A 12646-nucleotide genomic window follows, 5' to 3' on the forward strand; every position below is an offset into this window, starting at 1 on the left:
TAACAGTTAAATTCTAAAGGGAACCGTCAGGCACCCTTTCTTGCCTTATAAAGAAAATAATAACTCATACAACAAAGCTGAGGCTTTCAATAAATCCACAAATAAATCATATTTCCAGCCATTCATAAAAATCATGGAGCGAGGAAAAGTTCAAAAAAATGGCCTCTGAAATAAGCTCTATCCTTTTAATAGAAGGAGAGAGATCATCCAATATATCCTTCATATCCATAGCTGAGAAAGAAGAGTCCTGCCATGGTATGGTATCAAATTCTCCTTTACGCCGCGCAGGTAATATGACAGACGGGGGCCGGCATTTCCCATTGTCAACAGTCTCGAGAAGAAGGGCTTCACTCCTTCCTTCGACATAAAAAATGACCTTTATATTTCCTCGCTCATCAAGAACTGAAGCCGCCTTTTTAAGGATAATCCCTGCAAGTTCATCTTCTTTTTTTTCAACATCAGGGGCAGGAATCTTTTTGCGTCTTTCATAGACAGGCGGCGGTTCCAGAGATTCCGAAATATGAAAGGTAATCGGTTTTGTCAAATCGGAAATGAGAGATGCATCACCGAGTCCGCCTTTTATTTTACCCATTTAATTACCTCTTTTGACATGCTGTAATAATCCTGTGCGCCGTTACTGCCTTTGTCATATTCGAAAATCGTTTTCTGGTAACTGGGTGATTCAGCCAGTCTTATATTAGGCCTGATAAATGATTTGAAAACTTTGCCGGGAAATGAGCTTTCAAGTTTATGGAGCACCTCCCTTGAAAGCATGTTCCTGTTATCATAGCGGATGACCAGAAAGCCCATGATTTCAAGCCTTTCATTAAGTTCCTTTATCTCTTCAATTTTTTTAAGCACCAGTCTCAGGCCCACAAGAGAATAAAAACCTACATCGACAGGAACAATGATCCACTTGCTTGCCATGAGGGCATTGGATACGAGAACACCCATTCTCGGCGGACAGTCGATAATAATAAAATCATAGTAGCCCTCTACCTGGGCTATCTTCCTTTTAAGCCGTTCTTCATGACGGTCCATTTCCATCATTTCAAGTTCCGCCCTGTGAAGTGACATGGTGGAAGGCGCAATATGAATATTACCTTTTTTAAAAATATTGTATTTAAAATCAACATCATCATCGAGGAGGATATCTGTCATGGAAATAACAATATCTTCGATATTAATTCCAAAGGTAAGCGATGAACTCCCCTGGGGGTCCATATCGATGAGCAGGACTTTTTTGCCTGCAACTGCTAGCGCCGCAGAAAGATTGACAGCCGTTGTCGTCTTACCGCAGCCTCCCTTCTGATTCGCTATTGAAATAATTTCAGCCATTTGTGCCTTTAAACCCGGAAACGGTAGTTGGGCATGGTTTCCAGGTTAAGTCTCAAATTCCTTTATATTTTCGCCCTCTTTACAGACAACCATCTTTTCATTATCCTCAAAAATGTTTACCATGGCCCCTATATGCTTTTTCCCGATATAATAACTTTTTCCCCGAATACTTATCTGGCCCGATGAAGAAACCTTGTAAGAGGGGGGCTCACTGCTCTTTTTAGTTTCCGCCTCAACAGAAGCCGGCTCTTCAGATCTTTCAGCGGGGAGGGGGCCTTTCAGCCCGAGCCCCTCTTTCATGACAATCTTTTCGGTAGCAGAAAAAATCTCATCAAGATTAAGTATTATAGTCAACTTGTCTTTAACCTCGACTACACCATCAATGTAATCCCCTTTTAATCCTCCAACCAGCTTCGGTGGCGGTTCAATAGTATCTTCCGGCAATTTAAGCACCTCATAGACCTTATCAACCTGGATACCTACGGAAAAGTCCTGCATTTCAAGGACGATAATTCGCGTCTCTTCGTCCCTTTCTCCCGGCGCCATTTCAAACCTGGCCCTCATATCGACTATAGGAATAATATCCCCTCTCAGGCTGATTATCCCCTCGATAAACTCAGGAGACCTGGGAAGTGGAACGATGTTATAATCGGCAATGATCTCCCTGGCTTCATCTATGGAGATGCCGAACTTTTCACGGCCAAGACCAAAAGTGATAAACTTTAAAACCGCTCCTGACGAAATATTTTCTTTATCTTCCCCGTCCGTCATAAACCATCCCTCTATATTTTAAAACGCTCCGTAAGTCGTCTCAGGTTATCTCCCAGTCTGGCAAGCTCCTGTGAAGTCTGCGCAATTTCTTCAGAGCTTGCAGCCGTCTCTTTGATAATGGTGGCGATATTCTCCATTGACACAGCCACCTCATCGGAAACAGCGGCCTGCTGTTTGGAAGCTTCGGCAACCATTTCAATGGAATCGACAGTCTCCTTAACCTGGTTAATAATATGCTGGAGCGCCTCACCCGTATCATTAGAGAGCTTGCTCCCCTCCGACACCTCATTGGTAACACCCGTCATTGAAGCAACCGTTGCCGACGTATCGCCCTGGATTTCTTCCACAATTTCAGTAATCCGGACTGTGGAATCGGCCGACTTTTCGGCAAGCTTCCTGATTTCTTCAGCAACAACCTCAAAACCGCGCCCATGCTCGCCGGCTCTGTTCGCCTCAATGGCGGCATTCAAGGCAAGCAGATTTGTCTGGGCCGCGATCTCTTTAATAACTTCGACGATCTTACCAATTTGCCTGGAACGTTCACCCAGTCCCTGGACCTTTTCACTGGACTCGGAAACGGCATACTCGATCCTCGACATTCCCTCCATTGTATTTGAAACAATCTGCCCCCCCCTGGCAGCCGTTTCAGAGGTTTTTTTTGAAACTTCAAGTGATTTCTGGGAATTGGCAAATGTAGCTTGCACGGATGATGCCATCTCTTCTATGGCCGAGCCAATTTCAGCGGATTGTCTCGACTGGTTATCGACCCCCGCCGCCAGTTCTTCCGTCGAACTCGATATCTGCTCGGAGGCAGAGGCAATACTGTTTGCCGCCTCTTTAATGTCTCTGATCATTTCCTGAAGGCCATCCATAAACTTGTTAAAGGCCATAGAAGCCTGAGCAACTTCATCGCTCCCTGCCACATCGACACGGAGTGTAAGATCGCCGCCGCCTGAAGCGAGTTCCTCCATCGATTTTCGCTGCATAATAACAGGTGTCGTAATACCACTATTAATAAAATAAGCGGCTATGATGGCAAAAAGAAAGGCAAAAACGGTAATGATTATGTATCTCACAAGAGCTAAAGAAGCATTTTGACGAAATTCTTTCGCTTTGGCATAAAGGTCTGTTGAAAGTTTGTCTTCCACTTCCTTTAACAGGTTAATTTTGCCGGTAATCATCTTGAACCAGTAACCGGGAGCAATACCGAAGGAACCTGTCGCCGCTTTTTCAATAGCTACTTTCCTCATTCTAAGGACTTCACTCACATATTCACCTTGAAGCTTGCTCCGGTAATATTCTTTTTGTTCGGCAGGGGCGAACCCGAGAAATACCCGCATATAGGTGTTCTGGGCCTCGACAAGAGACATGAACTTGCTGTACATTCCGGGGTCAAAATGATCGGCGGCAAAGGTACTGCTCATAACAGCCCTTTCAATACCTGCCCTTTCCTTTCCCTGAAGGAAATTGACATAAGCGGTAATCAAGGTGGAGAGTTCGGCATTTTTGCTTATTTTACCGATAAAGCCGATGGAATCAAGGAATGCGGCATTCATATCCGTATACCAGCCAATGGCCTCCCTGGCCGATAAATCAAGTTCACTGACGAGGTTTCTTTTTTTCTCGATCACATCAAGAAAAACCATCCCCTTGTCAAATGCCTCTTTAAACTCTTTACTTAATTTGCCACCATTAAAAGTCTTCAAAAAAACTTTCAAACTTGCGATTTTTGCATCAGTCAAACTGCGCTGCACCGAAATTTCACTGACAAAGCGGGTCCCTTTGCTGCCCAGGTAGCCTGCCGTTCTTCCCCTCTCCTTCTGTGTCTCATGAACAAGGGCGCTGATCTTTACGGCAAGTTGGGAAAGAAGCTCCAGATCGTGCATATCCCTGGAAAGCTGGTATTTTTCCAGAATCCCGCTGGACGAAAAATAGAGCAACCCGGCAAGCGGAAAAAACATCATCAATGCCAGTTTGCTCCTGATTTTGAGATTGTTCAGAAAAGACATGCTCTCCTCCTTCATAAAAACAACGTTTAATAATGACTAAATTTCAGCGCTGTCCGCTTTGGCAATTACAGCCGTGTTTCGTTTCAAATAAGCGGAGAAAGCCTTCTCTCGAATGCAGTGAGAGATCTTTAAGGTTTCTCCTCACACCTCTCAGAAACCTCCGGCTCGAAATGGCAGATTTATCAGATTAATTATCCTAAATATTAATCCTTGCAAATTTCTAACGGAACAACACTGACTGGATATTAACATTACAATCCCTTCCATAAAGCCGGCACATCGAGAACAAGCACAAGCTCTCCGCTGCCGAGGATGCTGGCGCCGGAGATCCCCTCAGGAGGTGAAGCAAGCCTTTCAATAAAGTTTCCAAGCGGTTTGATGACCGTCTCCACCTTACCCATGAATTCATCAATAATAAGGCCCGCCCTGACACCCATCTGGTTCAGTATAACGGCATTCATCGTCCCCTCCCAGAGACCTGAGAATTTTTCCATACCGAACAGGTCCGACAGGCTAACGACAGGCACGGGCTGGTGCCTTAGCATGTAGATTTTTTCTCCCTTAACATATTCAAAACTTTCATCAGGGATCATTATCGTCTCATCGACGTAAGACATGGGAATGCCGAATATGTGCATTCCTTCTCTCACAAGGAATAGCTGAACAATGGCAAGCGTAAGCGGAACCCTGACGGTAATAGTCGTGCCAAGGCCCTCTTCCCAGGCCAGTCTCACATGACCGCCGATCTTTTCGATATTCGATTTGACCACATCCATACCGACACCTCTGCCTGAGACGGAATCGACGCCTGATGCCGTAGTGAAACCGGAAAAAAAGATGAGTTTTGCCGCTTCATCATCATTCATGTTTCGGGCATCTTCAGCGCTCACTATTCCTTTTTCAAGGGCCTTTTCCTTTATTTTTCCCACATCGAGCCCATTGCCGTCATCCCTGACTTCAATATAGATACTGTTATGTTCATGGTAAGCATTGAGAATGATAGTTCCCGACTTGCTCTTACCGAGCTTCAAACGTTCACCTTCACTTTCAATACCGTGACTGATACAGTTTCTAACAAGATGAACAAGAGGATCATAAAGGAACTCGATAACACTTTTATCGAGTTCCGTCTCCTCCCCTTCAGTAACGAGCTTAACGTCCTTTCCAAGGGAACGGCCCGTATCTCTCACAAGCCTGTAAAACCTGCCAAAAAGGTCTTTAACAGGAACCATCCTTATTCCCAGCACTTCATCCTGAAGCTGAGCCGCAATAGTATCGATGTAAGAAGCAATCTCCGAAAGTCCGTCATTTTTGAGTTCATTACTTATCTGGAGAAGCCTGCTCCGTCCCGCCGTCAGTTCTCCCACAAGGTTTACCATCCTGTCGAGACGGACTGTGTTTACCCGCATGGAAGCGCTGTCACGGCCTTCAGGCCCGGCAGCAGTCTCTTCACTCTGCTGCGGTATATCTTTTTCGTCCACATGAGCGGCGGCAGTCTCTTCCTTGAAATCTGCCGGGGGGCCCTCTAATAACTTTTCCAGCTTGCTCATTATGCCGGAAATATCTCCCGCTTCTTCACTTCCTGATATAAAATCTTCAAGAAGCCTGTTAGCGAGATCGAGGGAATCAAAGAAAGTATCGATTATTTCGGGAAAAAAAGGGAGGGTTCCTTCTCTTAAGCTTTCAAGAACATTTTCTATTTTGTGCGAAATATCGCCAAGGGCCGTAAGGCCAATGAAACCGGCATTGCCCTTAAGGGTATGAGCCAGGCGGAAAAGACTGTTAATAATATCCTTATCTCCGGGAGAGTTTTCAAAACTGACCAGTTCTTTAGACAGTTTTTCCAGAATTTCCTTGTTTTCGGAAACAAACTCACCATAGAGTTCACTTAGATCAGGAATATTATTATCTTCGCTCATCTCCTATCGTTCATCCTATTATTTTTTCCACGGCTCCCAACAGTTCGGGCGGCTGAAAAGGCTTGTTCAAAAAATTGCTTGCCCCCAGTTCCATCGCTGTCTGCCTGTCGGTCTCTCCTTTTTCACTGGTCAGCATAATAACAGGCGTCTTTGCAAACTCAGGATTCCCCTTTACCTCTTTCAGTACCTCCAGGCCATTCATTCTCGGCATCATGATATCAAGGATAATCAGGTCAAAGGTATCGTTTGAAACCTTCTCCATACCTTCAACACCATCATTAGCAGTAACAACTTCGTAGCCTTTATACTTTAAGGTAAAGGAAATGAATTTCTGAGTTGCCGGCGAATCTTCAATACAGAGTATCTTTTTTGCCATCTCTTCTCCTTTACTAATCCATATAAACGGGTTCTTTTTAATACCCCTTGCGGGGTATAAGTACCTTTACGAAATTATTTTCTATAAAAAATCTTAGAAAATAATTTCTATAAAGGGGCTCTTTTTTAATACCCCTTGCGGGGTATAAGTACCTTTACGAAATTATTTTCTATAAAAAATCTTAGAAAATAATTTCTAAGGTACTAAATTAAACCTTCACGTAAACAGGGCCACCCCTGTGAAATTCAAGCCTGAAAGGTATCTTTTTCACATCGATTATTTCAGCATTGCCAAGAATCAAGGCCCCCCCTTTCGGCAGAAGCTCATAAAATTTCCGGGCAATTCTCTCCTTTACTTCCTCGGGAAAATAGATAAAAACGTTTCTGCATAAAATAACATCCACTCCCCGGAAGATATCAAGGGAATCAACATGAATCAGGTTAGCATGCCGATATGTTATCATATTCTTTACTTCATCCGTAGCATGAAAATGGCTATTCTTCTCTACAAAATATTTCTTCCTGAAATTCTTCATGGGAACCCTGAAGGAATTTTCGCTAAATTCTCCTTTCCTTGCCTTTTCCAGGGCGCTGGTAGAAATATCAGTGGCCATAATGGAAAGGGACCAGTGAGAAAGTTCCTTAAAATACTCCTTTAGAAGTATTGCAAGCGTCAGCGGTTCTTCGCCGGTGGAGCAGACAGCGCTCCAGAAACGAAGCCTGTAATCATTGACGCTGTTTTTCCTTTCAATAATCCGCTTGAGGACGATGTCCCTTAAGCTATCAAGCTGTTCCTTGTGGCGGAAAAAGCTCGTTTCCTGAACCGTAATGAGATTAATGAGCTGCTGGAACTCACTTTCCGGCCCTTCATCGCTATATTTTATCTTGTAAAAATATTCCCTGTAATCGGAAATGCTGCTGACCCTCATTCTTTCCTGAATGCGGTATTCGAGATAATCAACACGATTATCCCTTATCCTTATGCCCGTTTTGTCACAGATAAAATCCCTGAAAACGGCAAAGTCTTCAGGACCGAGGCTTTCCATATTTTCTGAGTCGCCAAAATCAAAGACCATTCTTTACTCTTGAGTCAATGGAAAAGATTGCCGCTTTTTTTACGAAAAGGCTTTCATCATGGAGCATGGATTTCAATTTATGGAGACTTTCTTCATCACTGAAACGGGCCAGACCCTTAACGGCGGCTTCTCTTACTTTCCAGGATTGATCATCAAGGGCCTGCATAAAGAGTGATTTGGAAGCAGCGTCATCAACGGGGAGGAGTGTTTCGAGAAAAGTCTGCCTTACATCCTCATCATCTTCATTTTCCCATTGAATGAGATTTGCCATAATCTCTTCAGGAGAGATCGCTGCAAGCGATTTTAGTGATGCGATCCTGACAACACCCACATCATCGTGAAGGGTTTTTCTCAGGGTCTCAATAGCCCGCTTATCTTTCAATATTCCCAGCGACTGGATAGAATGATACCTCACCCAGGGATCACCGTCCTGTGCCGTTAAGAGGAGCGGCTGCACCCCTCTTATATCTTTCAGCCTGCCAAGGACAATGGCCGCCGATTTTCTCAGTGCGGGATCTTCACTTCCGAGCAGCATAACGGGAATGGACCCTACACCACTTTTCCCTTCTATCCCGGCGAGGGCAAAAACGGCTGCCTCTTTGACAGCGCTCTTATTCGCAAGAAGAAGTTCCTCCATAGCGTCCCTTGCCTCATCCACTTTCAGCAAGCCCATGATTTCCGCAATAGAGCGGCTCAATCTGTCACAGCCTCCCTTGAGCCTTAACAGGAGCCCCCTGCAATCATCAACGTCAAGCTTCATATTGACGATAGCCCTTACGGCTGATGAACGAATAATTTCCGAATGGTCTTCAAGAAAAGGATAAAGCTTCCCGGCAGAACTTCTGTCTCCCAGTTTACCAAGCAGGTTAATGGCTGCAAGCCTCATGTCTTCATCTTCATCGTCGAGAGTATTCAGGGCATACTTAAGGGCCCTGCTATCGTTGATCTCCTCCAGGGCTTGCATTGCCAGCAGTTTTGCCCTTTTTTCGGGAATATCCATAAAGTTTACAAGGGAATCGACAGATGCCGTCCCCATCTGTACGAGAGACTCCTCGGCCTTTTTGCTCACATGGTAGTCTTCATCTTCAAGCAATTTCGTCAGGGGCTTGACCGCTCTTTCCGCTTTCAGCCACCCGAGAACAACGGCGGCAGAGGCCCTCGCCTCCGCATCATCACTGCTTAAGGTTGTAATGAGTCCTCTCGTCAGGATATCCTTTTTAAAATCAAGGGGAAAAAAACCGTCATCATCAATACGAACGTTCTTCTCCTTGATTCGCACAAGGGCCTTTACTGAAGAAGAGAGGATCTCTTCATTGTCGCTTTCCAGGTTATCAATGAGAGCAGGAATAGCTTTAACGTCACCAATCTTACCAAGCGCGTCACTTGCGGGAGCAAGGAGAAAAAAATCGCTCTTCATCACTTCGAGTATCTTGTCAACGGCCCCCGCATCGCCCATATCACCAAGGGCCTCGAGGGTGGCTATCTGAATCCACATCTCTTCATCGAGACAGGGGAGGAGAAAATCAACAGCGCCACTGTCTTTTAATTTTCCAAGGGCCAGAATAATGTAATACCTGGAATCCCCCCTTGACCTTGAAAGCGCTCCCAGGAGCGGCTGCAATGCTCTCGCCTTCCCGATATCACCGAGACAATCGGCAGCGTACCTCACCGTATCGTCATCGTCATCTTCCAATGCTTTGGCAAGCGCATCTATAGCCGGCTCCCCAAGACCTGTCAGGATCTTGACGGCCGAGTTCCTCACCCTGGCGTCCCTGTCTTTCAGTATGGAAAGGAAAAGGGCAAGGCCCGACTCATCACCCACTTTTAAAATTGACTCAACGGCCATCTCTCTGACAAGCCAGTTATCATCACCAAAAGCATCGATAAGCGCTCTTAGCCCTTTATCAGATTTTACGGTGCCCAGCCGGTTTGCAGCTTCGCGCCGTACAATTTCATCCCCTCCTTTTAATTCCCCTATCAGCTTGTCTATTAATGCGTCATCCATAAGCGAGCACCTTTTATCCGCCAGCTATTTTCACCTCATGTTTCCGCTCTCTTATTATAAAGGGGCTTTGACTCTCCATGAATCTTGTTTTTTATCTCTTCAATAGAATGGGCAAGGCCTTTTATTGCACTGATATTTTCCTTTGAAATAAAGCTCATAATCTCTGTTGCCTGCTTTATCTGCACGCTGTCGCAGTCTTGTTGCTCCGTCAATCCCGACAGTTCTTCAACCATGGTAATGACACTACTAATAACCTCTGAAATATCCTTCGATGAATTACGCTGCCCGTCAATAGCAGCTTTCACTTCCTCCGTAAGACTGACCATGAGGTTTGCCGATTCATCAACCAACTTGTTTATCTTGACATGTTCATCAATCGATTTTGCCGATATTTCCAGGTTTTTAGTCTCCCGCTCAATAGCCGAATAAACTTCATCGGCCATCCTGGCCTGCTTGCCCGTTGCCGTGAGAATATCTTTCGACATCTGAACGGAAGTGCCCGACCTTTCCTGGATCTTTTTAAGTATTTCACCTGCCCTGTTGACAAGGCCAACGCCTTCCTCCACCCCCCACATACCCACTTCATTGGCCTGGACGGTGCTTTGAACCATCTCCTGGATAACATCGATCATTTGCGTTATTTCTATGGTAGAGGTTGATGTCTGGCTTGCCAGTTTCTCCATTTCATTGGCCACAACGGCAAAGGATTTTCCGTGTTCACCGGCCTGTGAAGCAATGATGGAGGCATTAAGGGCAAGCAGATTTATTCTCGTTGTCACGTTATGTATGAGTTTGACAATATTTCCAATTTCATCCGATCTGTCACCCAGTGTTTTGATAACACTTGAAGATTCGGTAACGATACTTTTCAGGTTTTCCATACTGCTGATTGTTTTCCTCACCGAATCAACGCCATGCTCCGCCTCCCTGGCCACATCTTCAGAGACCTTGTAGGATTCGAGGGCGCTCGTTTCTATATCTTTTGCAAAGGCATTAATCTCCTTTATCCCGCCGGAACTTTCCTCCGAAGAGCGGATCAGATTGCCGAAATTATCGTTAATAACCCTAACGGAAGCGTTCATCTCCTTAATATCCTGAATCGCCTTTTCAAGCGCTTTTAAAACCTCCTGATTTTGGTTGCTGATATTTCCGACAGAATCGATCATACCGATAACCGTTTTCGATGCCTTGTTTACGGAAGGCGACAAGTGTTCTATCATGGAAACGGTTTTATGTATGGAATTGCTGATCCCTTCGATTGAACCCATGGTCTCTTCCAGGGAAAATGTTTGCGCATCCGTGCCGAGGCTCAGGTTGGAAGCTTTTTCACAAAGGTCTTCAATGGCGGCCCTGCTTTCCCTTATTATGGCTAAAAGTTCTCTGCTCTGCCCTTCTTGTTCCATGAGGAGCGCTTTAGAATCAACGTCCGGCAGGGAAGAGGTTTCAGGCAATGCAATGACAGCGTAGAAAGGAAAGACTGCAAGAAGAGCAACAAGCACTGTTAAGAGAGAAGAACCGAGGAAGAACTGATTAAAAACCAGGGCATAAAAAAGGGCAATTAATATATAAAGGGAGTATGAACGGGGAATTGACAGAATTTTTTTTAGTTGCTCTAATCTCATAACCCGGAAAATATTAAGTTGATTTTACATACGAAAACAAAGCATTAGCTCATCCGGAATAATAATGAACTCCCATGCTATGGGTTTAACTCAAGGGCTTCAACGGCCTTGGCAACAAGATCCAGCGATTTAAAAGGCTTTTCAAAATAGAAGTAAGCGCCGAGTTCCAGGCTTTTTTCCTTGTTCTGCGATGACGGCAGGGCCGAAAGCATAATGATGGGAACATCTTTCACTTCTTCCGTTTCCTTAAATTTCCTGCAAACCTCGAAACCGTCCATGCCGGGCATCATAATGTCCAGAATAATAACATCGGGCCGCACCCGCTTTAATATGGCAAAAGATTCATCACCGCTTTTTGCATACTCCACCTTAAATCCTTTGGCCGTAAAAAGGAAGCCGAGCATTTTACTGAGTTTTTCATCGTCATCAATAATTAAAATAATTTTTTCCACCATACCTCCTCGATTTCGGTTTTCAGGCTCATTGATTAAAAAGTATAACAAAAAAAGGGAATTACTGAAAGTTATCACTACAGGATAGGCTTGTCAATTGACAAATTGAGAATGATGTAAATAGTAAACAAGGCGCTTACACTTAACTTCGGGCCATGGAGCGCTATATTTTACCTTAAGAGGAAAGCGTATTTTTAAACCCTTTCCCGGAAATTTACAAGACCAGGCGCATTTGTTTCAGCCAATCCAGCTATAATCACCAACGCCTTCCCTGAGAAGAGCGGGACTATCTCCCGTCAGGTCTACAATCGTTGAGGGCTCTCCCGGAAGCATTCCTGCATCGATAGTCAAATCGAGAATCTTGCCCATAAAAAGATCGATTTCACCGGGGTCGGAAATAACATCTCTCCCTGACACATTGGCGCTCGTGCTGATAATGGGATTCCCCAGTTTTTCCACGAGCATCGTCGCAATGGCATTATCAGGAATCCTGATGCCCACTGTCTTTCTTTTGGGCATGAGCATTCTCGGCACCACACTGGAAGCTTCAAGGATGAACGTATAGGGACCGGGCAAAAAACGCTTCATTATCCTGTAGGCATAATTGGATACTTTGGCGAACTTGCTGATATGAGAGAGATCGGAACAAACAAAACTCATCGGTTTATTACGGTCTCTCCCTTTGAGAAGATAAATTCTCTCAAGGGCCTTTTTGTTAAAGATATCGCAGCCGATACCGTAAATCGTATCGGTAGGGTAGGCAATAACGCCCCCCTCTTTCAGGACATCGACAACCCTGTTTATGAGCCGTTCCTGAGGATTATCAGGATTGATATGAATTAACGTAAGCCCCTCCCCTGGAAAAAATATAGTCTCAAATACCCCTAAATCCCTCTAAATCAAAGGGGGACCACTGTTCCCCCCTTTGAAAAGGGGGGTGAGGGGGGGATTTATTGCGACAAAAACTATCATCCTAAAAACAGCAGGTAGATCATTCCACCAAAGAAAAGCATTCTACACATTAAGAGTAAGCTTTTCAATACCTGCAACAGCCCTGACTGATACTAATATGGAAAAGA

General features: G+C 44.7%; 11 protein-coding genes. All 11 read right to left on the reverse strand.

The window, feature by feature from the left end; genetic code table 11:
- Positions 1-106: 106 nt before the first annotated feature.
- Positions 107-592: a hypothetical protein gene (locus OEV42_00890; protein MDH3972807.1), complete on the reverse strand. Its 486-nt coding sequence runs from the start codon at positions 590-592 to the stop codon at positions 107-109.
- A complete protein-coding gene (locus tag OEV42_00895; GenBank protein MDH3972808.1) occupies positions 580-1338 on the reverse strand; it encodes a ParA family protein in 759 nt (252 codons plus the stop codon). The genes OEV42_00890 and OEV42_00895 overlap by 13 nt, the downstream gene beginning before the upstream one ends.
- 45 nt (positions 1339-1383) lie before the next feature.
- Complete coding sequence (locus tag OEV42_00900) at positions 1384-2109, reverse strand: chemotaxis protein CheW (protein MDH3972809.1); 726 nt, start codon at positions 2107-2109, stop codon at positions 1384-1386.
- Positions 2110-2120: 11 nt separating this feature from the next.
- Positions 2121-4118 (reverse strand): methyl-accepting chemotaxis protein, encoded by a 1998-nt coding sequence (locus OEV42_00905; protein MDH3972810.1) that lies wholly within the window; start codon positions 4116-4118, stop codon positions 2121-2123.
- Between the two features lie 251 nt (positions 4119-4369).
- Positions 4370-6037 (reverse strand): chemotaxis protein CheA, encoded by a 1668-nt coding sequence (locus tag OEV42_00910; GenBank protein MDH3972811.1) that lies wholly within the window; start codon positions 6035-6037, stop codon positions 4370-4372.
- Between the two features lie 10 nt (positions 6038-6047).
- The gene (locus OEV42_00915) at positions 6048-6413 is read right to left on the reverse strand and encodes a response regulator (protein MDH3972812.1); all 366 of its coding nucleotides are present in this window, start codon (positions 6411-6413) and stop codon (positions 6048-6050) included.
- Positions 6414-6621: 208 nt separating this feature from the next.
- On the reverse strand, positions 6622-7488 hold the full coding sequence (locus tag OEV42_00920; protein ID MDH3972813.1) for a protein-glutamate O-methyltransferase CheR: 867 nt from the start codon (positions 7486-7488) through the stop codon (positions 6622-6624).
- Complete coding sequence (locus OEV42_00925) at positions 7478-9493, reverse strand: HEAT repeat domain-containing protein (GenBank protein MDH3972814.1); 2016 nt, start codon at positions 9491-9493, stop codon at positions 7478-7480. Before OEV42_00925 ends, OEV42_00920 begins: the two co-directional genes overlap by 11 nt.
- A 35-nt stretch (positions 9494-9528) precedes the next feature.
- Positions 9529-11115: a methyl-accepting chemotaxis protein gene (locus OEV42_00930; protein ID MDH3972815.1), complete on the reverse strand. Its 1587-nt coding sequence runs from the start codon at positions 11113-11115 to the stop codon at positions 9529-9531.
- A 77-nt stretch (positions 11116-11192) separates the two neighbouring features.
- Positions 11193-11570, reverse strand: a complete 378-nt coding sequence (locus OEV42_00935) for a response regulator (GenBank protein MDH3972816.1) — start codon at positions 11568-11570, stop codon at positions 11193-11195.
- Positions 11571-11804: 234 nt separating this feature from the next.
- Complete coding sequence (locus tag OEV42_00940; protein MDH3972817.1) at positions 11805-12437, reverse strand: L-threonylcarbamoyladenylate synthase; 633 nt, start codon at positions 12435-12437, stop codon at positions 11805-11807.
- Between the last annotated feature and the right edge of the window lie 209 nt (positions 12438-12646).

This window comes from Deltaproteobacteria bacterium, assembly GCA_029860075.1.
GTDB lineage: Bacteria > Desulfobacterota > JADFVX01 > JADFVX01 > JADFVX01 > JAOUBX01.